Annotated in this window: 22 protein-coding genes and 1 tRNA gene; 15 read left to right on the top strand and 8 right to left on the bottom strand. The window is 69.1% G+C overall.

Annotation, left to right across the window (positions count from 1 at the left end; translation table 11 throughout):
* Positions 1-142: 142 nt before the first annotated feature.
* From OIE74_RS23405 to OIE74_RS23375, 7 genes are all read left to right on the top strand, one after another.
* Complete coding sequence (locus OIE74_RS23405) at positions 143-841, top strand: hypothetical protein (RefSeq protein WP_329386760.1); 699 nt, start codon at positions 143-145, stop codon at positions 839-841.
* Positions 842-848: 7 nt separating this feature from the next.
* Positions 849-919: transfer RNA gene (locus OIE74_RS23400), tRNA-Gln, on the top strand.
* A gap of 118 nt (positions 920-1,037) precedes the next feature.
* Positions 1,038-2,486, top strand: a complete 1,449-nt coding sequence (gene glmU / locus OIE74_RS23395; protein WP_329386758.1) for a bifunctional UDP-N-acetylglucosamine diphosphorylase/glucosamine-1-phosphate N-acetyltransferase GlmU — start codon at positions 1,038-1,040, stop codon at positions 2,484-2,486.
* A gap of 110 nt (positions 2,487-2,596) precedes the next feature.
* Complete coding sequence (locus tag OIE74_RS23390; protein ID WP_329386755.1) at positions 2,597-3,574, top strand: ribose-phosphate diphosphokinase; 978 nt, start codon at positions 2,597-2,599, stop codon at positions 3,572-3,574.
* A gap of 186 nt (positions 3,575-3,760) precedes the next feature.
* Positions 3,761-4,351, top strand: coding sequence for a 50S ribosomal protein L25/general stress protein Ctc (locus OIE74_RS23385; RefSeq protein WP_329386753.1), 591 nt, complete (start codon positions 3,761-3,763; stop codon positions 4,349-4,351).
* A 114-nt stretch (positions 4,352-4,465) separates the two neighbouring features.
* Positions 4,466-5,062, top strand: coding sequence for an aminoacyl-tRNA hydrolase (gene pth, locus OIE74_RS23380; RefSeq protein WP_329386752.1), 597 nt, complete (start codon positions 4,466-4,468; stop codon positions 5,060-5,062).
* 109 nt (positions 5,063-5,171) lie between these two features.
* Positions 5,172-5,642: a hypothetical protein gene (locus OIE74_RS23375; protein WP_329386750.1), complete on the top strand. Its 471-nt coding sequence runs from the start codon at positions 5,172-5,174 to the stop codon at positions 5,640-5,642.
* Between the two features lie 79 nt (positions 5,643-5,721).
* Here OIE74_RS23375 and ppc read toward each other — a convergent pair whose 3' ends face one another.
* Entirely contained in the window at positions 5,722-8,466 is a 2,745-nt protein-coding gene (gene ppc / locus OIE74_RS23370) for a phosphoenolpyruvate carboxylase (protein ID WP_329386748.1), read from the bottom strand.
* Positions 8,467-8,690: 224 nt separating this feature from the next.
* On the opposite strand from ppc, the gene OIE74_RS23365 reads away from it, so the two are divergent.
* From OIE74_RS23365 to OIE74_RS23355, 3 genes are all read left to right on the top strand, one after another.
* Positions 8,691-9,719 (top strand): acyl-CoA desaturase, encoded by a 1,029-nt coding sequence (locus OIE74_RS23365; RefSeq protein WP_329386746.1) that lies wholly within the window; start codon positions 8,691-8,693, stop codon positions 9,717-9,719.
* Positions 9,716-10,408: a TetR/AcrR family transcriptional regulator gene (locus tag OIE74_RS23360; RefSeq protein WP_329386744.1), complete on the top strand. Its 693-nt coding sequence runs from the start codon at positions 9,716-9,718 to the stop codon at positions 10,406-10,408. The genes OIE74_RS23365 and OIE74_RS23360 overlap by 4 nt, the downstream gene beginning before the upstream one ends.
* Before the next feature lie 104 nt (positions 10,409-10,512).
* Complete coding sequence (locus tag OIE74_RS23355; protein WP_329392400.1) at positions 10,513-11,112, top strand: Uma2 family endonuclease; 600 nt, start codon at positions 10,513-10,515, stop codon at positions 11,110-11,112.
* Between the two features lie 79 nt (positions 11,113-11,191).
* Here the strand turns inward: OIE74_RS23355 and OIE74_RS23350 are convergent, their stop codons facing one another.
* On the bottom strand, positions 11,192-12,052 hold the full coding sequence (locus tag OIE74_RS23350) for a trans-aconitate 2-methyltransferase (RefSeq protein ID WP_329386742.1): 861 nt from the start codon (positions 12,050-12,052) through the stop codon (positions 11,192-11,194).
* Positions 12,053-12,183: 131 nt separating this feature from the next.
* On the opposite strand from OIE74_RS23350, the gene OIE74_RS23345 reads away from it, so the two are divergent.
* Positions 12,184-12,681, top strand: coding sequence for a MarR family winged helix-turn-helix transcriptional regulator (locus OIE74_RS23345; RefSeq protein WP_329386740.1), 498 nt, complete (start codon positions 12,184-12,186; stop codon positions 12,679-12,681).
* Positions 12,682-12,687: 6 nt separating this feature from the next.
* On the opposite strand, the gene OIE74_RS23340 is transcribed toward OIE74_RS23345, so the two are convergent.
* Positions 12,688-13,458: a response regulator transcription factor gene (locus OIE74_RS23340; protein ID WP_329386738.1), complete on the bottom strand. Its 771-nt coding sequence runs from the start codon at positions 13,456-13,458 to the stop codon at positions 12,688-12,690.
* A 259-nt stretch (positions 13,459-13,717) separates the two neighbouring features.
* Between OIE74_RS23340 and OIE74_RS23335 the strand changes: the two genes are divergently transcribed.
* Positions 13,718-14,161, top strand: a complete 444-nt coding sequence (locus OIE74_RS23335; protein ID WP_329386737.1) for a GNAT family N-acetyltransferase — start codon at positions 13,718-13,720, stop codon at positions 14,159-14,161.
* Positions 14,162-14,431: 270 nt separating this feature from the next.
* Here OIE74_RS23335 and galK read toward each other — a convergent pair whose 3' ends face one another.
* From galK to galT, 3 genes are read right to left on the bottom strand one after another with little or no spacing between them, the layout of a single operon-like run.
* Positions 14,432-15,592, bottom strand: a complete 1,161-nt coding sequence (gene galK, locus OIE74_RS23330; RefSeq protein WP_329386735.1) for a galactokinase — start codon at positions 15,590-15,592, stop codon at positions 14,432-14,434.
* The gene (galE, locus tag OIE74_RS23325) at positions 15,589-16,557 is read right to left on the bottom strand and encodes a UDP-glucose 4-epimerase GalE (RefSeq protein ID WP_329386732.1); all 969 of its coding nucleotides are present in this window, start codon (positions 16,555-16,557) and stop codon (positions 15,589-15,591) included. The genes galK and galE overlap by 4 nt, the downstream gene beginning before the upstream one ends.
* The gene (gene galT / locus OIE74_RS23320) at positions 16,554-17,600 is read right to left on the bottom strand and encodes a galactose-1-phosphate uridylyltransferase (protein WP_329386730.1); all 1,047 of its coding nucleotides are present in this window, start codon (positions 17,598-17,600) and stop codon (positions 16,554-16,556) included. The genes galE and galT overlap by 4 nt, the downstream gene beginning before the upstream one ends.
* Positions 17,601-17,804: 204 nt before the next feature.
* Between galT and OIE74_RS23315 the strand changes: the two genes are divergently transcribed.
* Positions 17,805-19,487, top strand: a complete 1,683-nt coding sequence (locus OIE74_RS23315) for a sodium:solute symporter family protein (RefSeq protein WP_329386727.1) — start codon at positions 17,805-17,807, stop codon at positions 19,485-19,487.
* 20 nt (positions 19,488-19,507) lie between these two features.
* On the top strand, positions 19,508-19,804 hold the full coding sequence (locus tag OIE74_RS23310; protein ID WP_329386726.1) for a hypothetical protein: 297 nt from the start codon (positions 19,508-19,510) through the stop codon (positions 19,802-19,804).
* 32 nt (positions 19,805-19,836) lie between these two features.
* Here the strand turns inward: OIE74_RS23310 and OIE74_RS23305 are convergent, their stop codons facing one another.
* Positions 19,837-20,559 (bottom strand): helix-turn-helix transcriptional regulator, encoded by a 723-nt coding sequence (locus OIE74_RS23305; protein ID WP_329386724.1) that lies wholly within the window; start codon positions 20,557-20,559, stop codon positions 19,837-19,839.
* A 214-nt stretch (positions 20,560-20,773) separates the two neighbouring features.
* Here OIE74_RS23305 and OIE74_RS23300 point away from each other — a divergent pair, with 214 nt between their 5' ends.
* Entirely contained in the window at positions 20,774-21,208 is a 435-nt protein-coding gene (locus OIE74_RS23300) for a hypothetical protein (protein ID WP_329386723.1), read from the top strand.
* A 99-nt stretch (positions 21,209-21,307) separates the two neighbouring features.
* Here the strand turns inward: OIE74_RS23300 and OIE74_RS23295 are convergent, their stop codons facing one another.
* Complete coding sequence (locus OIE74_RS23295; protein WP_329386721.1) at positions 21,308-23,134, bottom strand: outer membrane protein assembly factor BamB family protein; 1,827 nt, start codon at positions 23,132-23,134, stop codon at positions 21,308-21,310.
* Positions 23,135-23,166: the final 32 nt, after the last annotated feature.

Below are 23,166 nucleotides of genomic sequence, written 5' to 3'. Positions count from 1 at the left end.
CACAAGGGGAACAGCCCCCGCTCACACGATCCGGCGAACCGACCACACATTCGAGCCGGACGTCCGGATTCCGGACGATGATCTCCTACATGGCAGCAACCAACGGTAAATACGCTGATTTCGAGATGCTGAGGGAGCGGACGTGAACGCGAAAAGCGACCTGCGCGACAGAGCCCGGGAGCTACGGCTCCAGGGGCTCACGTACGACCAGATTCAACTCGAGCTCGGGTGCTCGAAGAGTTCGATCTCGTTATGGGTACGGGATCTACCGAAGCCGCCGAGGCGCACGCGCGAGGAGGCGTCGGCGATCGCCAGGCGCGGATGGGAAGCGACGCTCGAACGGCGCGAGCAGGAGCGCCGGGAAACGAAACGCAGGGCCACCGAAAGCATCGGAACGATGTCCGAGCGCGAGCTGTTCCTCCTGGGGGTCGGCCTGTACTGGGCCGAGGGCACGAAGGACAAGCCCCACGCCCGGCGGGAGCGGGTGGCGTTCGTGAACAGCGACCCGGGCATGATCAGGATCTTCCTGGCCTGGCTGGACCTGCTCGGCATTCCGAGACAGCGCCACACCTACCACGTCATGATTCACGAGAGCGCGGATGTCACCGAGGCGGAAAGGTTCTGGGCGGATCTGACCGGGTCGGGCGCCGAACGCTTCGGCAGGACAACGCTCAAGAAGCACAACCCGACAACCGTTCGCAAGAACACCGGTGAGTCGTATCACGGCTGCTTGGTGATCCACATTGGGCGAAGTGCCGACCTATACCGTCGCATCGAGGGCTGGTGGTACGGCATAGTAGGGGCGGCACTTCTGTCCGACCTCAAAAGCGGACATAATTGATGAACCATCCCGGATCGTCTAAGGGCAGGACAAATGGTTTTGGTCCATTGAATGAGGGTTCGAATCCTTCTCCGGGAGCCGCCAAGTTCGGGTCCTGACCTTTCCGGTCAGGACCCGCCTTCGTTTCCGTCCCGAAACCCCCCGGTATCCTGCGGATGTCCGTCACGCCAAGCATCCGAAGCCGAAGGGCATTCCCGTGAGCGTCAACCGCCCGGCCGCCGTCGTCGTCCTCGCAGCGGGTGAGGGCACCCGCATGAAGTCGAAGACCCCCAAGGTTCTGCACGAGATCTGCGGGCGCTCGCTCGTCGGTCATGTCGTCTCCGCCGCGCGCGAGCTGGAGCCCGAGCAGCTCGTGGTCGTCGTCGGGCACGCGCGGGAGCTGGTCGAGGGGCATCTGGCCGGTACGTACGACGGGGTGCGGGCCGCCTTCCAGGCCGAGCAGAACGGCACCGGGCACGCCGTACGGATGGCGCTGGAGGAGTTGGGCCGGGCCCCCGACGGCACGGTCGTCGTCGTGTGCGGCGACACCCCGCTGCTCTCCGGCTCGACGCTCGCCGCGCTCGCCGAGCGGCACGAGAGCGACGGCAACGCCGTCACCGTGCTGACCGCCGAGGTGCCGGACGCGACCGGGTACGGGCGCATCGTGCGGGACGGGGCGAGCGGCGCGGTCACCGGGATCGTGGAACACAAGGACGCGACGGACGAGCAGCGCGCGGTGCGGGAGATCAACTCCGGAGTGTTCGCCTTCGACGGGCAGTTGCTCGCGGACGCGCTCGGCAAGGTCAGCAGGGACAACAGCCAGGGCGAGGAGTATCTGACCGATGTCCTCGGCATCCTGCGCGAGGCCGGGCACCGCGTCGGCGCCTCGGTCGCGGCCGACCACCGCGAGATCCTGGGCATCAACAACCGCGTACAGCTGGCCGAGGCGCGCCGGCTGCTGAACGAGCGGCTGCTGGAGCGGGCGATGGCCGCCGGTGTGACCGTGGTGGATCCGGGATCGGTGCTGATCGATGTGACGGTGACGTACGAACCGGACGTGATCGTGCATCCGGCCACGCAGCTGCTCGGTTCGACGCATCTGTCGGAGGGCGCGGAGGTGGGCCCCAACTCCCGTCTGACGGACACGATGGTGGGCGAGGGCGCCCGCGTGGACAACACGGTGGCCATCGACGCGGAGGTGGGCGCGGGTGCCGCGGTGGGCCCGTTCGCGTACTTGCGTCCCGGCACCAAGCTCGGCGTGAAGTCGAAGGCGGGGACGTTCGTCGAGATGAAGAAGGCGACGATCGGCGACGGTTCGAAGGTGCCGCACCTGAGTTACGTGGGTGACGCGACGATCGGCGAGCAGACGAACATCGGTGCGGCGAGTGTGTTCGTCAACTACGACGGTGAGTCGAAGCATCACACCACCATCGGCTCACATTGCAAGACAGGTTCAGACAACATGTTTGTGGCGCCTGTCACTGTCGGGGACGGTGCTTACACCGCCGCCGGGTCGGTCATCACGAAGGACGTGCCGTCGGGTTCGCTGGCCGTAGCGCGGGGCCAGCAGCGGAATATCGAGGGTTGGGTGGCCCGTAAGCGGCCGGGTAGCGCCGCCGCGCAGGCAGCCGCCGCGGCCTCCGAAGAGCTCGCGCTCGAAAGCTGACCGGAAACAGGCGCTCCGTACAGCGCGTACCGTGATAGATGCTCACGTTCGGCTGGCTCGCAGGGACGCGCGGGTGCAGCGGCAATCAACACGTCTGAGGAGACTGTGCTGTGACCGGGATCAAGACGACCGGCGAGAAGAAGCTGATGCTCTTTTCCGGCCGCGCCCACCCCGAGCTGGCCGAGGCGGTCGCCCACACTCTGGGCGTCGGGATAGTGCCCACCAAGGCTTTCGATTTCGCCAACGGCGAGATCTACGTGCGCTACCAGGAGTCGGCCCGGGGCGCGGACTGTTTTCTGATCCAGAGCCACACCGCGCCGATCAATAAGTGGATCATGGAGCAGCTGATCATGATCGATGCTCTGAAGCGGGCCTCCGCCCGGAGCATCACCGTGATCGTGCCCTTCTACGGATACGCCCGGCAGGACAAGAAGCACCGTGGGCGTGAGCCCATTTCGGCCCGGCTGATCGCGGACCTGATGAAGACGGCGGGCGCGGACCGCATTCTGACCGTGGATCTGCACACGGACCAGATCCAGGGCTTCTTCGACGGTCCGGTGGATCATCTGTTCGCGCTGCCGATCCTGGCGGACTACGTGGCGACGAAGGTCGACCGCACGAAGCTGACGGTGGTCTCGCCGGACGCCGGCCGCGTACGGGTGGCGGACCGCTGGTGCGACCGGCTGGACGCGCCGCTGGCGATCGTGCACAAGCGCCGTGACAAGGACGTCGCCAACGAGGTGACGGTCCATGAGGTCGTGGGCAACGTCCAGGGCCGGGTCTGTGTCCTGGTGGACGACATGATCGACACGGGTGGCACCATCTGCGCCGCCGCGGACGCGCTGTTCGCGCACGGCGCGGAGGATGTCATCGTGACGGCGACGCACGGTGTGCTGTCGGGTCCGGCCGGGGACCGGCTGAAGAATTCGCAGGTGAGCGAGTTCATCTTCACGGACACGCTGCCCGATCCGTCCAATCTGGAGATGGACAAGATCACGGTCCTGTCGATCGCGCCGACGATCGCGCGTGCGGTGCGTGAGGTGTTCGAGGACGGTTCGGTGACGAGCCTCTTCGACGAGCAGGCGTAGTACGGGACCGAGGGACGATTTCTGGGGCGGCCTCCCCGCCGGGTAGACTGATTCAGTTGCTCGGCGAGGGAGGCCGCTTTCATTCGCGGCTGTCCGTTATCGACGCGCTCTTCGTAGCAGGCCTGTCGTGGCCGGGTGACCACCAGTTCCGTCGTCACCTATGTGTCATCTACGAGGAGTGCAGCCATGGCTGAGATCAAGATCGCCGCTGAGGTCCGTTCCGAGTTCGGCAAGGGCGCCGCCCGCCGTACCCGTCGTGAGAACAAGGTTCCCGCGGTCGTCTACGGCCACGGTGCCGAGCCCGTCCACATCTCCCTGCCGGGTCACGACCTGATGATGGCGCTCAAGACGGCCAACGCGCTGCTGAGCGTCGACATCGAGGGTCGCAAGGAGCTCGTCATCCCCAAGGCCATCCAGCGTGACGCGCTCAAGGGCTTCATCAAGCACGTCGACCTGCTCTCGGTGAAGCTCGGCGAGAAGGTCTCCGTCGAGGTCGCGGTGCACACCGAGGGCGAGCTGGCCCCGGGCCCGTTCCTGCTGGAGAACGTGCTGAGCACCCTGACCGTCGAGGCCGAGGCCACGCACATCCCCGAGTCGGTCACGGTCTCCGTCGCGGGCCTGGAGGCCGGTGCCTCCATCGTGGCGAAGGACGTTCCGCTGCCCGAGGGCACGACGCTGGTGACCGACGAGGACGCGGTCGTCATCCAGGTCCTGGCCGCGCAGGCGGAGGAGCCGTCGGGCGAGGAGACCGCGGACGAGGCCGCCGCGGAGGCCTGAGCCCCGGCACGAATCGCTTTGCCCGACGGGGTGGCGGGCCGGTGCCCGCCACCCCGTTCTTCTTCATGCCGAGTCCTGAGTCCTGAGTCCTTGTCCTGAGGAGACGCAGCGCAGATGACGACCGATGCGACCGCCCCGTGGCTGATCGTGGGCCTGGGCAATCCCGGCCCCGGTTACGCGGCCAACCGGCACAACGTCGGTTTCATGGTGGCCGATCTCCTCGCGGGCCGGATCGGCGGCTCGTTCAAGCGCGCCCAGAAGGCCCAGGCGCAGGTCCTGGAGGGCCGGGTGGGGCCGATGGGGCCCGGCAGCCGGCGGGTGGTGCTGGCGAAGCCGCAGTCGTTCATGAATCTGTCCGGGGGCCCGGTCGCCGGGCTGCGGGACTTCTACAAGGTGCCGACGGCCAACATCGTGGCGATCCATGACGAGTTGGACATCGACTACGGCACGCTGCGCCTGAAGCTGGGCGGCGGCGACAACGGTCACAACGGGCTGAAGTCGATGACGAAGGCGATGGGCCCCGACTACCACCGGGTCCGGTTCGGGATCGGCCGGCCGCCGGGGCGGATGCAGGTGGCCGACTTCGTGCTGAAGGACTTCTCCTCGGTGGAGCGCAAGGAGCTGGACTATCTCGTGGACCGCGCGGCCGACGCCGTGGAGTCCCTGGTGACCGAGGGGCTGGAGCGGGCGCAGAGCTCGTACAACTCCTGACGCAAACGCGCACACTCCGCGCATACTCACCCCGTTCATCGTCCACTCAACGACCATTTGTCTGCCACAAGTTGACCGACCCCGTCCGGATGGCCAAGGATCGCGGTCCATGAAGCGGAGCTCGTCGCAAGTGGCGCTGTCGGTGGGCCGTCGTGCCGCGATGGCGTTCGTGGCCGCGCTGTTGGTCGTCGCGGGTTTCTGGACGTCCTGGGGTACGGCGCAGCATGTGCTGCTCTCCAAGGGCCGCGAGCACGGGACGCTGGCCGTCACCGAGTGCGGCGAGACGGCCTGTACGGGGACGTACGACCCCGAGGGGAGCGCAGGGCCGCGTGCCGATGCGCCCATAGAGCGGTCGGTGGCGGTGAAGAAGGGCCAGGAGTACGAGGTGGTGCGGAAGCCCGGCAGCGACGAACTGGTTCGCGCGGGATCGTCCGGCCGTCTGCTCGCGTGGGTGCCGCTCGGCGGCGCGCTGCTGCTCGCGGCGCCGGTGGTCGGCGGCGGGCTGCGGCTGACGCGTACGGCGTGGGGTACCGCGATAGCGGGTGCGCTGCTGCTGGCGGCGGCGTTCTTCGCGCTCTGACAGACCCTTCAATACGTACACGAGCGCCGGACCGGCCGTCATCGGCCCGTCCGGCGCTCGCGTCACAACACGCTCCGGATCAGCCGGTGTTGCGCAGCCCCGCCGCCACCCCGTTCACGGTCAGCAGCAGCGCCCGCGAGAGCAGCGGGTCCGGTGCCTCCTCGCGCGCCGCCGCCGCGCGCTGGCGCGCGAGCAGCGAGACCTGGAGGTAGGAGATCGGGTCGAGATAGGCGTCCCGGATGGCGAACGTCTGCCGCAGCACCGGGTTGGAGCCGAGCAGCTTCTCGGAGCCGGTGATCCGCAGGACCTCCTGGACCGTGAGCGCGTGCTCGGTCTCGATGGCGGTGAAGACGTGCTTCAGCTCGTCGGGCACGAGGGTGTCGACGTAGTGCCTGGCGATCCGCAGGTCGGTCTTGGCGAGGGTCATCTCGACGTTGGAGAGGAAGTTCTGGAAGAAGTGCCAGTGCTCGTGCATCTCGTCCAGGACCGGGTCGAGACCCGACTCCCGCAGCGCCTTGAGACCGGAGCCGACCCCGTACCAGCCGGGGACGATCTGCCGGGACTGCGTCCAGCCGAAGACCCACGGGATGGCGCGCAGCCCGTCGAGCCCGGCGCCGGAGTCCGGGCGCCGCGAGGGGCGTGAGCCGAGGTGCAGGTCCGCGAGCTGGTCGACCGGGGTCGCCGCGAAGAAGTACGCGGGCAGGTCCGGGTCCTCGACGAGCTCGCGGTACGCGCCGTGGGCCGCGTCCGAGACGGTGTCCATGGCGGCGTCCCAGCGCGCGAGTGCCTCGTCGGACTGGCGGGGCGCGGTGTGCAGGGCGGATGCCTGGAGGGTGGCGGCGACGGTCAGTTCCAGGTTCTCCCTGGCCAGGGCCGGGATCAGATACTTGTCGGAGATGACCTCGCCCTGCTCTGTCACCTTGATCTCACCCTCCAGGGTGCCCCAGGGCTGGGCGAGGATCGCGTCGTGCGAGGGGCCGCCGCCGCGGCCGACGGTGCCGCCGCGGCCGTGGAAGAGCCGGAGGCGGACGCCGTAGCGGTGGGCGACGTCGCGGAGCCTGCGCTGGGCGCGGTGGATCTCCCACTGGCTGGTGGTGATGCCGCCGAACTTGGAGGAGTCGGAGTAGCCGAGCATGACCTCCTGGACGTCGCCGCGCAGCGAGACGAGCCGCCGGTAGGAGGGGTCGGCCAGCATCTCGTCGAGGATGATGTCGGCGGCGCGCAGCTCGTCGGTGGTCTCCAGGAGCGGCACGATGCCGATCTTCGCCCAGCCGGCGTGCAGGTCGACGAGGCCGGCCTCGCGGGCGAGGACGGCGGCGGCGAAGACGTCGTCGGCGCCCTGGCACATCGAGATGATGTAGGACTCGATGACTTCGGGGCCGAAGCGTTCGAAGGCCTGCTTGACGGTGTGGAAGACCCCGAGGGTCTTCTCTCCCGCGGCGTCCAGCGGCGCCGGGGTGGGGGCGAGCGGGCGGCGGGAGCGCAGCTCCTTGGCGAGCAGCTTCTGCCGGTACTCGCGCGGCATGTCCGCGTACCGCCAGGACTCCTCGCCGAGGCGGTCGAAGAGCTGGCCGAGCGCGTGGTGGTGGGCGTCGGCGTGTTCGCGTACGTCCATGGTGGCGAGCTGGAGCCCGAACGCGGCGAGCGTGCGGATGGTGCGGTCCATGCGGCCGTCGGCGAAGAGCCCGCCGCGGTGGGAGCGCAGGGAGGTCTGGATGAGGGTGAGGTCCGCCAGGAGCTGCGCGGTGCCGAGGTAGTCGCGGCCCTCGCTGTGCGGGGTGCCCTTGGCGAGGCGCTCGCGGGTGTTGACGAGCTTCTGCCGGATGCAGGTGGCCTTGAGGCGGTACGGCTCTTCCGCGTTGAGGCGCTTGTAGCGGGGGCTGATCTCGGGGAGCCGGTCGAGGTCGGTGGCGAGCGAGTCCAGGAGTTCCTGGGTGGCGCCGGCGTACCGGATGGAGTTGGAGAGCTGGCCGCGCAGCTGGTCGATGAGTTCCAGCGCGTCGGTGATGCCGTGTTCGTGCTGGAGGATCAGCACTTCCCAGGTGACGGCGGGGGTGACGTTCGGGTTGCCGTCGCGGTCGCCGCCGATCCAGGTGCCGAAGCTGAGCGGGCGGGTGCCGGGGGGCAGTTCGACGCCGACGCGCTCCAGCTCGGCGACGAGGTCTTCGAGGACGTCGCCGACGGCCTCGGCGTGGAGTTCGTCGAGGTAGTAGATGGCGTTGCGGGCCTCGTCGGCGGGCTCGGGCCGCACGACGCGCAGCTCGTCGGTCTGCCAGATCAGGTCGATGGACTCGGCGAGCCGCAGGTCGTGGCGGCGCCGGTCGGCGGCGATGACGGGGGCTTCGAGGAGTTCGGCGATACGGCGGAGCTTGTTCAGCACCGAGCGGCGCGCGGCCTCGGTGGGGTGCGCGGTGAAGACGGGCCGGACGCTGAGGTTCTTGACGGTCGCGCGCAGGTGCTCGGGATCGGCGTCCTTGAGGCGGTCGGCGGTACGGGCGAGGAGCCCGCCCTCGGCCTCGCGGCGGTCGCGCATCTCGCGGCCACGGTGCACCTGCTCGGTGACGTTGGCGAGGTGGAAGTAGGTGGAGAAGGCGCGGACGAGCTTCGCGGCGGTCTCCAGGTCGGTGTCGCCGAGCAGCGCGGCGGCTGCCTCGCCGTCCTCACGGGTGAGGGCGCGGACCCGCTCGACGAGTTCGAGGAGTTCGGGGCCTTCCTGGCGTACGAGTGTTTCGCCCAGGAGGTCGCCGAGCCGGCGGATGTCGGAGCGCAGCTCCACGTTGGCGGTCGTGCTGCTCTCGGTCGGGGTCTGGTCGGCACTGCTCACAGGTGCGGCTCCTTGCAGTGTTCGAGCACGTCGGGAGGAGAAGTTCTGGAGAGATTGTTCGACCGGACCGCGCTGTCCGACGTCACAAGGATAGGTGGCCTTCGCGCGTCGTTATCCACAGGCCCCTTGTCGCGTGCCTTCCCGCTGCCATACTTACGTCGCCGTAAGTTACGCGCCCGTAGACGGGCAGAATGCCGCATTCCACACTTCCAGGGGACACACCCATGTCGACAAGCCCTGACGTTCTCGGCGACTCCTCCCAGGCCCAGCCTGCGCCGGACGGTTCTTCCCTTCCCTTCGACACCGCCACCCCCTTCGCCGACCCGGTTCCCTCCGCCACGCTCGGCGGGGAGAACAAACGCTCGCTGGAGCAGATCACGCTGCTGCTCTTCATCGTCGTCCCTTTCATCGCCCTGCTCGGCGCCGTTCCGCTGGTCTGGGGATGGGGTGTGAGCTGGCTCGATCTGGGGCTGCTCGTCGCCATGTATTTCATCGGCTGTCATGGCATCACGGTCGGCTTCCACCGGTATTTCACCCATGGTTCCTTCAAGGCGGCGCGCCCGCTGCGGATCGTGCTGGCCGTGGCCGGGTCGATGGCCGTGGAGGGTCCGGTGGTCCGCTGGGTAGCCGATCACCGTAAGCACCACAAGTTCTCGGACGCGGAGGGCGACCCGCACTCGCCGTGGCGCTTCGGCGAGACGCTCCCCGCGCTGCTGAAGGGCCTGTGGTGGGCGCACATCGGCTGGCTCTTCGACGAGGAGCAGACGTCGCAGCAGAAGTACGCGCCGGATCTGATCAGGGACCCGGCGATCCGGCGGGTCTCGAAGCAGTTCCTGCTGTGGGCCTTCGTGTCGCTGGCGCTGCCGCCGCTCATCGGCGGTCTGGTGACGATGTCGTGGTGGGGCGCGTTCACGGCGTTCTTCTGGGGCTCGCTGGTGCGGGTGGCGCTGCTGCACCATGTGACGTGGTCGATCAACTCGATCTGTCACGCGGTGGGCAAGCGGCCCTTCAAGTCGCGTGACCGGTCAGGCAATGTGTGGTGGTTGGCGGTCTTGTCCTGTGGCGAGTCATGGCACAACCTGCACCATGCGGACCCGACGAGCGCCCGGCACGGAGTGCTGCGAGGGCAGATCGACTCCAGTGCCCGGCTGATCCGGTGGTTCGAGGTGTTCGGCTGGGTGCACAGCGTGCGGTGGCCGGACGCCGGACGGCTGGACGCCCGACGGAAAATTGACCATCCCAACGCGGCATGATTGGCAACGTGGCGATCGACGGCGGTAAGAGCGACCCCGACAAGAGCCGGACCCCCGCAGCGCCCCGGCGCTCCCGCCGGGTCCGGATGACCGGCAAGGAGCGTCGCGAGCAACTGCTGGACATCGGCCGCACCCTGTTCGCCGAGAAGGGGTACGAGGGCACGTCGGTGGAGGACATCGCCTCCAAGGCGGGCGTCTCCAAGCCGGTGGTGTACGAGCACTTCGGCGGCAAGGAGGGCCTGTACGCGGTCGTGGTGGACCGCGAGATGCGGCAGCTGCTCGACATGGTGACGAGCTCCCTGACGGCGGGCCATCCGCGCGAGCTGTGCGAGCAGGCGGCGTTCGCGCTCCTCGACTACATCGAGGAGTACACGGACGGTTTCCGCATCCTGGTCCGCGATTCGCCGGTGGCGCAGTCGACCGGCACGTTCGCCTCACTGATCAGCGACATCGCCACGCAGGTCGAGGACATCCTCGGCATGGAGTTCAAGGCCCGCGGCTTCGACCCGAAGCTGGCCCCGCTGTACGCCCACGCGCTGGTGGGCATGGTGGCGCTCACGGGCCAGTGGTGGGTGGACACCCGCCGCCCGAAGAAGAACGAGGTCGCGGCCCATCTGGTGAATCTGGCCTGGCACGGCCTGGGCAATCTGGAGGCGAAGCCACGGCTCATAGGCCACCGCAAGGTCTGAAAGCAAGCCGGGCCGGGCCCGTAGTCACTCTTTGTGATGACGGAGTCGGATTCCGGCCGCTACGGTGTGATGAGAGGCCCAGAATTCCGTCCATGGGAGGAATCATGACCGCCGAGCCCGTCAAGGCCGCGCATCGCTGGCCGATGCCCCCGCAGGACGGCTACACCGTGGACGATCTCTTCACACTGCCCGATCTCCCGCCGCACACAGAGTTGATCGACGGGAGCCTTGTTTTCGTGAGTCCGCAGAGGCGTTTCCACGCCAAAATGATCAGCCTGCTGGAGAACGGCCTGCTCAATACAGTTCCGGAGGAAATGAAGGTAGAGCGTGAGATGACCGTGCTGCTGGACAAACGCAACGGTCCGGAGCCCGACATCTCGGTCGTCCGCGCGGAAGCGGTCACCGATCTCGAACAGACCCGCTTTCAGGCCGCTGATGTCCTGCTGGCCGTCGAAGTGGTCTCACCGGATTCTGAAGCCCGCGACCGGAGCACCAAACCGCAGAAGTACGCGGCTGCGGGCATCCCGCACTTCTGGCTGGTGGACATCGCCGGGGCGGACCGTCAGCCGGTCGCGCATGTCTATGAACTGGACCCGCTGTCCAAGACGTACGCGCTCTCGGGCATCCACCACGAACGCCTGAAGACGGGCGTCCCCTTCACCATCGACCTGGACATCACTCTGGACGCGCTGAACAAGCGCTGAGACCTGCTCCAGGATCTGGTCCCACCACCGGGGCGCCACGTTTCTCGTGGCGCCCCGGTGGTCTGCTGTCGGGGACCGCTCAGGGGGTCGTACGCGCCACCGCGAAGATGCGGCGGAAGGGGAACACCGTGCCGTGCGGGCCTGGTGGGTACGCCTTGCGGAGCAGGTCGCCGTACTGGGCGAGGAATTCCGCCGCCTCCTCCGGGTCGTCCGCCAGCTCGGTGAGGACGGGGCGCAGGGCCGTGCCCTTCACCCAGTCCAGCACCGGGTCCTCGCCGGAGAGCAGCTGGAGGTACGTGGTCTCCCACGCGTCCGTCACGCAGCCGAGGTCGGTGAGGCGGACCAGATAGTCGGCCGGGTCCAGGATGTGTACGAAGCGCCGGCCGTGGGTGTCGAGGCGCTCGCTCCAGCGCGGGGTCTCGCAGAGTTCGCCGAGCAGCGCGTGGCTGGGCGCGGTGAAGTTGCCGGGGACCTGGAAGGCGAACGTGCCGCCGGGGGTGAGGGCGTCGATCCAGGCCGGGAAGGATTCGGCGTGGTTCGGGACCCACTGGAGCGCGGCGTTGGAGACGATCAGGTCGTACGGCTCGTCGGGTGTCCAGTGCGCGGCGTCCGCGGGCCGGAAGTCCAGCCGGCCGCCGCCGGGTGTGGGGCCCGCGTACTGCTTCTCCGCCTCGGCCAGCATCTCGGGCGAGAGGTCGAAGCCGGTGATGTGGGCGGTGGGCCAGCGTTCGGCGAGGAGCGCCGTGACATTGCCGGGGCCGCAGCCGATGTCGGCTATCCGGACGGGCCGGTCGCCGCCGCCGGGAAGTTCGGGGATCCGGCCCAGCAGATCCAGGAACGGGCGGGTGCGGTGCTGGGAGTGGTGGAGGTACTGCTGCGGGTCCCAGGTAGGTGCGGACGTGCTCGCCGGACCGGTCTCCGGACCCTCTGTCGAACGCATGTATGAAGCCCCCTCGGGATACGTATCGGACAAGCGGAATGCCGTCCGCGCCCGACCCTGCCCAAGCCTGCCTCCAATTATATCTTGACGTCAAGAGACTTCATGTCGAGGGACCCTTTACACTGATCGCCATGGAGGACGAGGTCGACCGTCTGGTCGCAGCATGGCGCCGGGAGCGCCCGGACCTCGACGTGGAACCACTTGAGGTGCTCAGCCGCGTCAGCAGGCTGGCGCGCCATCTCGACCGGGCCCGGCGTCTCGCGTTCTCCGAGCACCATCTGGAGCCGTGGGAGTTCGACGTGCTCACCTCGCTGCGCCGGGCCGGTGCGCCGTACCAGCTCTCCCCCGGTCAGCTGCTCACCCAGACCCTGGTCACCTCGGGCACGATGACCAACCGCATCGACCGGCTGACCAAGAAGGACCTGGTCGAACGGCTGCCGGACCCCAGCGACCGGCGCGGGGTTCTCGTACGGCTCACCCCCGAGGGCCGCGACCGCGCGGACCAGGCGCTGGCCGGGCTGCTCGCCCAGGAGCGCGCGATCCTCGCGGAGCTGTCGCGCGGGCAGCGCGGCGAACTGGCCGCGCTGCTGCGGCGGTTGACGGCCCCGTTCGACAACGTCCCTGGCTGAGCCGGCTCAGCCGACCCGTACCGCGTCCGACCCGTCCAGATCCGCCGGACCCACTCCCGCCCGTCGGGCCAGCGCGACCGCCGCCAGCGTCGAGTGCACGCCCAGCTTCCCGAGCACGTTCTGCATATGCGTACGTACCGTGTGCGGGGACAGGAAGAGGCGCTCGGCCACCGCCTTGCGCCCCAGGCCCGCCACCATGCAGCGCAGTACTTCCAGTTCGCGCGGGGTCAGCGAGTCGACCAGCCGCTCGCTGTCCGTGCGGTGCTTACGGGCTGCGGTCAGCTCCCGCAGGACGCTCGTGAGCAGCGCTGGCGGCAGATGCGTCTCGTCGCGCAGGACGCCCCTGATCACCGCCAACAGCCGTTGCAGCGAGCAGTCCTTGGCGACCCAGCCGGACGCGCCGGCCTGGAGCGCGAGCGCCGCGCGGCCCGGGTCGTCCTTCTCCGCGAGGACCACGCAGCGCACGGACGGCTGTCCCGAACGGACGCCCGCGACCAGCGAGATGCCGTCGACGAGGCCGAGACCGGCGTCGCCGTTGTCGGGTACGGCGCGGGCCACCGGCCCGCCGCCCGGACCCCCGACGATGCCGAGGTCGGCGTCGACCAGCAGCACGTCGTACTTACGCCCTTCGGACGCCGCCCGCTCAAGACACCGCAGCGCGGCGGGACCGCTGCCCGCGGCGGTGACGTCCACGTCCGGCTCCGCCGCGAGGGCGGCTGCCAGCGACTCGGCGAATATGCGGTGGTCGTCCACCACGAGGACTCTGATACGGACCAATTGACACCCCCAGAGGTCGGGGCGCGGACGACGCGGGCACGGCGCCCGGGGAGGGATGGGGATCGCGTCGCGTGGACACGGTGCCGCCTCGGCCGCCGCCGTGCGGCTGCCCCACCCACCCCGGGCGTCGTACCCGACTGTCTCGCTTCCCTGATCAGCACCGGCCCCCACCGGTGCTGTGCATCAGCGTACGGGCGGGCGCCCGGAGCGGAAGACTATTTACAGAACTGATCGACGGCGTCCCGTTAGGGTGAGGCGCATGTTTCGTATCGAGACAGAAGTCGACAAAGAACGACGCGCGTTGCTCGGCGAACTGATGCGGGAGAACAACACGGCCCGCTCGCCGGTCCTGCGGGGGCTCCGGGGGTCCGCCGAGGACGAGGAAGTCCCGCTGCACGTGTGGCTGATCGAGGAGTCGACGGGCGCGCTGGCGGGCGGCCTCACCGCCCATATCTGGGCGCGCTGGCTCCATGTCGACCTGCTGTGGGTGGCCGACGCGCACCGCGGCACGGGCCTCGGCACGCGTCTCCTCGCGGAGGCGGAGGAGGCAGCCCGCACCCAAGGCTGCCTCCACGCCCGCCTGGAAACCTGGGACTTCCAGGCCCCGGCGTTCTACCGCCGCCAGGGCTACGACCTGGCGGGCCACATCCCGGACTACCCACCGGGCGTGACGGAGTACTTCTTCACCAAGCGCCTGACCTGAAGGGACGGCCTGGGGCGGGCTGCGGAAGGCGGGCCGTTGTACACGCGCCCACGCGTCACGACCGCCGGCCGGCAGGCGGCTGGTCACGGCCTACGGACCCCAGGCCCGCAAGGCGCCGGCGCGGAACGCACCGACGGACCGCAGGTCCGGAAACCGCACGCTCGTCCGCGAGCCCACGCATCACGGCCGACGGCCGCCCGCCGGCAGAACCGCAGGTCGCGGGCGCGCGGGTCGCAGGCCCGTGGGGCCCGCCCAAGCCCGCCGCCGGTCTCATGCCACCCGGCGTGCCCCCCGCGACGGGACCGCGGGGAAGAGCCGGGGCGTCGTGTGGCGCGCCAACGTGAATGCCTCCAGGATTGACTTCGTCACCGTCTCCGCGTCCGCCGTCTCCACCAGGACGATCGCCGAGCCGCCGAAGCCGCCGCCCGTCATCCGGGCGCCCAGCGCGCCCGCCGTGACCGCCGTCGAGACCACCAGGTCCAGTTCGGCGCACGAGACCCGCAGGTCGTCGCGGAGGGAGGCGTGGCCCTCCGTCAGGATCGGGCCCACCGCGCGGACGTCGCCCGCGTCGAGCAGGGCTATCACCCGTTCCACCCGGTGATTGTCGCTCACGACATGGCGGACATAACGCCGTACGTTCTCGGCCTCGCCCGCCAACCGGTCCAGCGCCTCGGGCAGTTGCGCGTACTCCACCTCGCGCAGCGTGCGCGCGCCGAGCGCCCGCGCGCCCGCCTCGCAGCCGGCGCGCCGTTCCGCGTACGCGCCGTCGCCCAGGGCGTGCTTCACCCGCGTGTCCACCACCAGCAGTTGGAGTCCGACGGCGGCCAGGTCGAACGGGACCTGGCGCTGCGAGAGGTCGCGGGTGTCGAGGTACATCGCGTGCCCCTCCGTGCAGCACGCGGACGCCATCTGGTCCATGACCCCGGACGGCACCCCGACGAACGCGTTCTCCGCCCGCTGCCCGAGCACCGCCAACTCGGGTGCCGACAGGCCCAGTTCGTACAGGTCGTTCAGCGCGAGCGCGGTCACGACCTCCAGCGCCGCCGACGAGGAGAGGCCGGCCCCCGTGGGCACGGTCGACGTGAGGTGGATGTCCGCGCCCGGCACCGTGTGCCCCGCCTCGCGCAGCGCCCAGACGACGCCCGCCGGATACGCGGCCCAGCCGGTGTCGGAGAGCGGAACCAGTTCGTCCGGGGCGAGCCGCACCACACCCCCGGGCACGTCTGCGGAGTGCACCCGCAGCACCCCGTCGCTCCGCCGGGACACCGCCGCGACAGCGGTGTGCGGCAGCGCGAGCGGCATGACCAAGCCGTCGTTGAAGTCGGTGTACTCGCCGATCAGGTTCACCCGGCCCGGCGCGGCCCACACACCCTCCGGCGCGCAGCCGTACAGCTCCTCGAACTGCGCGCCGACGCTCTCCCCAGTGCTCACCCGTGTGTCTCCTCTCGGCGTGCGAACGCCCACGCGTCCGCGACGATTCCCGCCAGGTCGGAGCGGGCCGGACGCCAGCCCAGCCGTTCCCGCGCCGTCGCCGCGGAGGCGACCAGGACCGCCGGGTCGCCGGGGCGGCGCGCCGCCGCGGCCTCCGGCACCGGGTGCCCGGTCACCGTACGGACGGTCTCGATGACCTCGCGGACGGAGAACCCGCTGCCGTTGCCGAGGTTGCAGACCAGGTGCTCCCCGGTGGCCGCGGCCTTCAGCGCGAGCAGATGGGCGTCGGCGAGGTCGGCGACATGGATGTAGTCACGTACGCACGTGCCGTCCGGGGTCGGGTAGTCCTCCCCGTACACGGCGATCGACTCCCGCGTCCCGAGGGCGACCTGGAGCACGAGCGGGATCAGATGCGACTCGGGATCGTGCCGCTCTCCGTAACTCCCGTACGCCCCCGCCACGTTGAAGTACCGCAGCGAGACCGCCGCCAGCCCGTGGGCCACGCACTCACCGGCGATCATCTGGTCGACGGCGAGCTTGGTCGCGCCGTACGGGCTGGTGGGCGCGGTCGGGTCGGTCTCCGTGATCGGCGTGGAGACCGGCTCGCCGTACGTCGCCGCGGTCGAGGAGAAGACGAGCGTGCGGACCTCGGAGGCCCGCATCGCCGCCAGCAGGGCCATCGACCCGCCGACGTTGTTCTCCCAGTACTTCTCCGGCTTGGCGACGGACTCGCCGACCTGCGACGACGCCGCGAAGTGCAGCACCGCGCCGTAGGAGGGGTCGAGCCACTTCGCCGCGTCGTGCACCCGGCCCTCGATGAACTCCGCCCCCGCCGGGACCGCTTCGCGGAAACCGGTGGAGAGGTCGTCGAGCACGGTCACCTCGTGCCCGGCCTCCAGCAGATGCGCGGCGACCACGCTGCCGACATAACCCGCGCCGCCCGTAACCAAGTACTTGCCACTCACGTGCTCGCTACCTCTCGCAGTGTCCGGGCCGCGGTCTCCGGCGGCACGTCGTTGATGAAGGCATCCATCCCGGACTCCGATCCGGCGAGGAACTTCAGCTTGCCCGACGTCCGGCGAATGGTGAAAAGTTCCAGATGCAGGGCGAAGTCCCCCCGCCCGGCGGCACGGAACGGCGCCTGGTGCCAGGCGGAGATGTACGGCGTCGGCGGCTCGCCCTCGCCGAAGATCCGGTCGAAGCGCCGCAGCAGCTCCAGATAGATCCCCGGGAACTCCGCCCGCGCCGCCTCGTCCAGCCCCCGCAGGTCCGGCACCCGGCGCAGCGGGTAGAGGTGCACCTCGTACGGCCAGTGCGCCGCGTACGGCACGAAGGCCACCCAGTGCTCGCCCGCGAGAACCACCCGGTCGGCCCCGCGCTCGCGCTCCAGGACGTCGTCGAAGAGATTGCGCCCGGTGGCCGCCCGGTGCCCGGCCACCGAGCGGGACATCCGTTCGGTTCGCGGGGTGACGAAGGGGTACGCGTAGATCTGCCCGTGCGGATGACCAAGGGTCACACCGATCTCGGGCCCGCGGTTCTCGAAGCAGAACACCTGCTCCACCTGCGGGAGTTGGGCGAGTTCGGCGGTGCGGTCGGTCCATACGTCGAGGACGAGCGCGGCCTGTTCCCCGGTGAGCGAGGCGAAGGAGGCGTCATGGTCGGAGGTGAAGCAGACGACCTCGCAGCGGCCGGAGTCCCCGGCGAGGGAGGGGAAGCGGTTCTCGAAGACGACGACGTCGTAGTCGCTGTCGGGGATCTCGCTGAGCCTGCCCGCCGCCGCGTCGGTGGGGCAGAGCGGGCACTCACCGGCCGGCGGGTGGTACGTGCGGCCCTGGCGGTGCGAGGCGACGGCGACCGAGTCGCCGCGCAACGGGTCGTGGCGGATCCCGGAGGTGGTGGAGATCGGCCCGAGAGGCCGCAGGTCCACGGCGGCGCGTACGGCGTCGTCGCGGGAGTCGTAGTAGATCAGCTCCCGGCCGTCGGCGAGCGCCGTCACCGTCTTCTTCATCGATTCTTCCTCCGGGCCCACCATCCAAACAGAAACAAACATAATTAACCACGAGCCCACACTCACGTCAACGACTGCTTCACTCGATCACGATTGATCACGATCGAACAAAGAACACCATCAAAAGTGTTCAGTATCTGTAATGACAGGCGTAGGTTCCGACTGACTTACGAGTAACGTTCACGCGACGAAGCGGGTACCCCCATGCAGTCCCCCACATATCACCTGGCCGAGGGGCTTCGGCTCCCCACCAACGGCCTCGACTACACGATCCTCGCGATCTACTTCATAGTCGTCCTCGGCATCGGCTTCGCCGCCAGGGCCAGCGTCAAGACCAGCCTCGACTTCTTCCTCTCCGGCAGATCACTGCCGGCCTGGGTGACCGGCCTCGCGTTCGTCGCCGCCAACCTCGGCGCGACGGAGATCCTGGGCATGGCCGCGACCGGCGCGCAGTACGGCGTGGCCGTCGTGCACTGGTACTGGATCGGCGCGATCCCCGCCATGGTCTTCCTGGGCCTGGTGATGATGCCGTTCTACTACGGCTCCAAGGTCCGGTCCGTCCCCGAGTTCCTGCTCCAGCGCTTCGACAAGCCGGCGCATCTGCTCAGCTCGGTCCTCTTCGCCTTCGCCGCCATCCTCATCGCGGGCGTCAACCTGTACGCCCTGTCGATCGTGGTCGAGGCGCTGCTCGGCTGGCCCCAGTGGGTCTCGATCGTCGTCGCGGGCTTCTTCGTCCTCGCGTACATCACCGTCGGCGGTCTGTCGTCCGCCATCTACAACGAGGTGCTCCAGTTCTTCGTCATCCTCGCCGCGCTCATCCCCCTCACGGTCCTCGGCCTCAAGCGGGTCGGCGGCTGGGACGGGCTCAGCGACTCGCTCACCGCGAGCAAGGGTGAGAACTTCCTGAGCGCCTGGGGCGGTACGGGCATCGGCGACGCCAACCCGCTCGGCGCGAACTGGCTGACGATCATCCTCGGCCTCGGCTTCGTGCTCTCCTTCGGCTACTGGACGACGAACTTCGCCGAGGTTCAGCGCGCGCTCTCCGCGAAGAACCTCTCCGCCGCCAAGCGCACCCCGCTGATCGCCGCGTTCCCGAAGATCTTCATCGTCTTCCTGGTGATGATCCCGGGCCTGGTCGCCGCCGTGATCGTGCCGAAGATAGGCACGGCGGGCTCGGACCTGACGTACAACGACGCGATCCCCCTGCTGATGCAGGAGTTGCTGCCGAACGGTGTGCTCGGGATCGCCGTCACGGGTCTGATGGCCGCCTTCATGGCCGGCATGGCGGCCAACGTGTCGTCCTTCAACACCGTGTTCACCACCGACATCTGGCAGAAGTACGTGGTGAAGGACCGGGAGGACGTCTACTACCTGCGCTTCGGCCGGCTCATCACCGCGATCGGCGTACTGGCCTCCGTAGGCACGGCCTTCATCGCCGCCAGCTTCTCCAACATCATGAGCTACCTCCAGACCCTGTTCTCCTTCTTCAACGTGCCGATGTTCGTGGTCTTCATCATCGGTATGTTCTGGAAGCGGGCCTCGATGAAGTCCGGCGCCTGGGGTCTGGTCGCCGGTACGACGGCCGCGATGGTCAACTACTTCTGGATCTACAAGCAGGGTGTCATCGACATCCCCAGCGACCAGGGCGCCAACTTCGTCTCCGCGATCGTCGGCTTCGTCGCCGGCGCCGTGGTGATGGTCGCCGTCACCCTCTTCACCGCGCCGAAGCCCGCGTCCGAACTCGCGGGCCTGGTCTACGGGACGACCTCACCCGGCATGTCCGAGCCCCCGGCGGAGGGTGACGACGCGTGGTACCGCAAGCCCGCCCTGCTCGGCTGGGGCGCCATCGTCATCGCGGCGATCTGCTACGTCCCGTACTCCTTCTGACCGAAACGGAGGCACACACCATGTCCGACCTGCACAAAGAAGTCTCCGAACTGGAAAACAGGTCCGCCACCGCGGCCCGCCTGTTCGACATCCGTCTCATCATCGGCGGTCTGTTCACGCTGTACGGGGTGATCGTCACCGTCGCCGGTGTCTTCGTCTCCGACGCGGACCTGAAGAAGGCCGAGGACGTCAACATCAACCTCTGGACTGGGCTGGCGATGCTGGCGCTCGGCCTGTTCTTCCTCGGCTGGATGAAGCTGCGCCCGGTGGAGATACCGGCGCAGACCGCGACCGACGGGACCGGCCCGGAGAAGTAGTCGCGCCCACGCGGGGGCCGGGGGTCACGTACTCATTCGTACGCGGCGTCCGGCCCCTTCGACGTGTCCGGGGGCTCGCCCGGCAGGACGCTCACGGCCGCCCGGTCCAGCAGCCCGGTCCGGGCGGCCAGCGCCGCGGCCTCCAGCCGGGAGCCGACGCCCAGCTTCATCAGGACCCGCTGCACATGCGTACGGGCCGTGCTCGGCGCGATGCCCATACCGGCCGCGATCAGCCGGGTGTCCTCCCCCTCGGCGACCCGCACCAGCACCTCGATCTCGCGCGGGGTGAGCATCCGCAGCAGCCGCTGCCCCTCGTCGTCGGGCTGGGCCACGGGATTCAGCAGCTCCGTGAACGCGCCCTGCAACAGACCCGGCGCCACGGCCGCGTCGCCCGCCCGTGCCTTCACGATGGCCCGCTCGACACCCTCGATGCGCTCGTCGTGCCGTACGTATCCGCAGGCCCCGGCCGCGAAGGCGGCGGCGATGCCGCGCGGGCTCGGCACCGGACCCAGCACCACGACCGCCACCTGGGGGCGGTCGCGTCTGATCTGTACGATCGGGTCGAAGGCGCCAGGCTCCGCCGGTGCCGCGGTCCCCATGAGACACACCTCGGGCGCCCGGCTCACGACCAGTTCGGCGGCGCCCGCCGTGGGCGCCGCCGCGGCGAGCACCCGGTGCCCGCGCAGTTTCAGTGCCGAGGCCAGCGCCTCGGCGAGCAGTCTGTGGTCGTCAACCACCATGAGCCGTACGCCCATCGAGCAAATCCCATCCCCGCCGGCCCCGGGCCCCCCGGCCCCCCTGACCCGGCAAGCTACACGCTCCGCCGGGGTCGCGCCGCGTCTACTGCCAAGAAACTGCCCCAATCCGATAGTTCGGCGCGGTTCAGGTCAACACGTATTCGTTGGACGGGATATAGGGCCACAATTACCATGTGCATGGCAGCCGTCAGTTCTCAACACGGAGGAATACATGCGTCTTTCACGGACGACCATCACGCTGGCAGTGGCTCTGGCGACGGCCGCGGGCCTCGCCTCCCCCGCCCAGGCTGAGACGTCGGCCGCCGCAGGCGCAAGCGTCGATGTGAGCGCGAGCTACGCCTACGGCAAAGCGGGCTGGAACTGGCGGTTCGACCGGCTGGAGCCGCTGACGCTGGCGGTTCGGGACGACGCGGCCGATGGGCACAGCGTGACGATCCAGTTGGTGACCATCTCCACTGCGGGGAAGCGGTACTGGCCGATGCGCAGGGTCTCCACGGGCAAGGGCACCGGCGAGACCTGGAGCACCTACGCCATCCCCGGCGGTTTCCCCCAGGAGGCATGGATTCGCATCTGTCAGATGGAAGGCAGCACGATCCTGCAGTGCAAAGAGTCCGCGCACCGCAAGACCACGATCAACGACAACTGACGGCCGACGCGACTGACAGTGACGGAACGGGTGGGTGGCCCCGCTCATCAGCGGGGCCACCCACCCGTCGTGCCGTCCGAGGCCCGGTCCCCCCGGCGTTTAGTTCGTGGTGAACGCCACCACGAGGTACTCCTTGCGGTCCTTGCTGTACTCGCTCGGCTCGCTGATCAGCGTCTCCGAGGTGTACATCCGGCCGTTGCCGTACCTGATCTCCGCGCCGTCCAGCGAGAAGCTGGTCTCCGCCTCGCGGACGGACTCCTCGCTCGGATTCTCCATCAGCAGCGTCTCCTTGAAGGAGCCGCCGTCGATGGAGACGATCTGTCCGCCCTTGTCATAGGGGGGCCATTTGTACGCGATGATGTTCGAACCGTCCATGCGCAGCGGATACATGGCGTAGCGCTCACCCGCGTCGGCCCGGTCGGTCGTGGCCTTGCCGGTGGCGAGGTCGAAGGAGACGATCTCGTTGGTCTGGCCGTAGTCGTCGCCGGTGCCCTCGTGCTCCTCGGTCGGCACATAGATGCGGTCGTTGCCGACCGCGAGCTTGCTGCACTGCTCGACCTTGGTGGAGGCGCACCGACCCGCGTACTTGTCGGCGTCCACAGGAATCTTGGCTCGCAGCTTGCCGGTCGCCTCGTCGATGGAGAAGAAGTCGGAGATGCCGCTGCCGTCGCCGGCAGTGTCCCCGACGTCGGCCGCGACGACGAGCGGCTTGGTGGAGACGATGGAGACGTAATCGACGCCCTTGGGCATCGTGAACTTGGAGAGGGGCGCCCCGTCGGTCGGCTTCACGGTCTCGATCGTGACCGTCGGGTCGTCGTACGAGCCGCACTTGCGCGCCGCGACGAGCCCGGGGCCGCCGCCGTAACCCATGTCGTAGCAGCCCTCGGCGTTGACCTCGGGCTTCCACAGGTTCTCGCCGGAGGTGAGGTCCCAGGCCGCGCCGCCGTCGGTGCCGCCGGCGGCTACGGTCTTGCCGCTGAGGGTGACCTCCCTGAAGTCAGCTTTGTTGTCACCGGCGTTGCTACCCGTCACCGACTTGGTCCACAGGAGCTTGCCCGCGTCGAGGTCGATCGCGCCGACCTCGGTACAGGAGACGTACTTGTCCTTGGCGGTCGGCTTGCTCGCGGCGAAGACGACGGCCGTCTTGTTGTCCTCGGTGGCGTGGCGCGAGGCCGCGCAGACCTGGCCGGGCAGCGGGATGGTCCACAGCTGCTTGCCCGCGTCCGGGTCGTAGGCGACGATCTGGTTCACGCCGGTCTTGACGTACGCCTTGTCGGTGATCCAGGAGCCGGACACATCGGTGATGTCACCGACCTTGGGCTGCGGCAGCTGGAAGGCCACCTTCGACTTGGTGTTGGCCGGCGGCTTCTCGTCGCCGCCGCCGAGGGACTTCTCGCCCTTGCCGTCGCCGCCCTTGGTGCCGGACTTCTTGGCCTCGTCCTTCTTGTCGTCGCCGCTGGAGGCGAAGTAGACGCCACCGCCGACGATCAGGACGACGGCGACCACCGCGGCGATGATGATCTGCGTCTGCGCGCTGATCTTCCTGCCGCCGCCGGGACCGCCCGGAGCGCCGGGCCCGCCGGGTCCCGGCTGACCGTACGGCTGGCCGGGCTGCTGCGGGTAGCCGTACTGGGGCTGGGCTCCCTGCGGATACCCGTACTGCGGCTGACCGGGGGGCTGTTGCGGCTGGCCGTACCCCGGCTGGCCCGCGGGCTGCGTCGGCGGCTGCTGCGGATAGCCGTACTGCGGCTGACCGGGCTGCTGCTGCGGGTAGCCGTAACCCGGCTGCTGGGGCGGCGGCGTCGGGGCCCCGAAGCCGCCGGGGGGCGGCTCGGTCGGTGCGCCGAAGCCACCGGCCGGTGGCTCCTGGGGCTGGCCGAACCCTCCCTGCGGGGGCTCGTTGGGCGGCTGCGGTGGCTGCGTCATGGCGTGCTTACCTCAAAACGGGTGCGAGTACG

The sequence above is a fragment of the Streptomyces sp. NBC_01716 genome, from assembly GCF_036248275.1.
GTDB lineage: Bacteria > Actinomycetota > Actinomycetes > Streptomycetales > Streptomycetaceae > Streptomyces.
Note: the sequence above shows the minus strand (reverse complement) of the source record. Positions and strands in the feature narration are given on the sequence as shown.

Excerpts from the sequence above, each read along its gene's own strand:
- OIE74_RS23375 (WP_329386750.1), top strand. The coding sequence starts at position 5,172 with ATGAAGCGGAGCTCGTCGCAAGTGGCGCTGTCGGTGGGCCGTCGTGCC.
- OIE74_RS23385 (WP_329386753.1), top strand. The coding sequence starts at position 3,761 with ATGGCTGAGATCAAGATCGCCGCTGAGGTCCGTTCCGAGTTCGGCAAG.
- OIE74_RS23365 (WP_329386746.1), top strand. The coding sequence starts at position 8,691 with ATGTCGACAAGCCCTGACGTTCTCGGCGACTCCTCCCAGGCCCAGCCT.
- galT (WP_329386730.1), bottom strand. The coding sequence starts at position 17,600 with ATGAAGAAGACGGTGACGGCGCTCGCCGACGGCCGGGAGCTGATCTAC.
- OIE74_RS23360 (WP_329386744.1), top strand. The coding sequence starts at position 9,716 with ATGATTGGCAACGTGGCGATCGACGGCGGTAAGAGCGACCCCGACAAG.
- OIE74_RS23295 (WP_329386721.1), bottom strand. The coding sequence starts at position 23,134 with ATGACGCAGCCACCGCAGCCGCCCAACGAGCCCCCGCAGGGAGGGTTC.
- OIE74_RS23300 (WP_329386723.1), top strand. The coding sequence starts at position 20,774 with ATGCGTCTTTCACGGACGACCATCACGCTGGCAGTGGCTCTGGCGACG.
- OIE74_RS23345 (WP_329386740.1), top strand. The coding sequence starts at position 12,184 with ATGGAGGACGAGGTCGACCGTCTGGTCGCAGCATGGCGCCGGGAGCGC.
- OIE74_RS23335 (WP_329386737.1), top strand. The coding sequence starts at position 13,718 with ATGTTTCGTATCGAGACAGAAGTCGACAAAGAACGACGCGCGTTGCTC.
- OIE74_RS23355 (WP_329392400.1), top strand. The coding sequence starts at position 10,513 with ATGACCGCCGAGCCCGTCAAGGCCGCGCATCGCTGGCCGATGCCCCCG.
- pth (WP_329386752.1), top strand. The coding sequence starts at position 4,466 with ATGACGACCGATGCGACCGCCCCGTGGCTGATCGTGGGCCTGGGCAAT.
- OIE74_RS23310 (WP_329386726.1), top strand. The coding sequence starts at position 19,508 with ATGTCCGACCTGCACAAAGAAGTCTCCGAACTGGAAAACAGGTCCGCC.
- OIE74_RS23315 (WP_329386727.1), top strand. The coding sequence starts at position 17,805 with ATGCAGTCCCCCACATATCACCTGGCCGAGGGGCTTCGGCTCCCCACC.
- OIE74_RS23350 (WP_329386742.1), bottom strand. The coding sequence starts at position 12,052 with ATGCGTTCGACAGAGGGTCCGGAGACCGGTCCGGCGAGCACGTCCGCA.
- OIE74_RS23305 (WP_329386724.1), bottom strand. The coding sequence starts at position 20,559 with ATGGGCGTACGGCTCATGGTGGTTGACGACCACAGACTGCTCGCCGAG.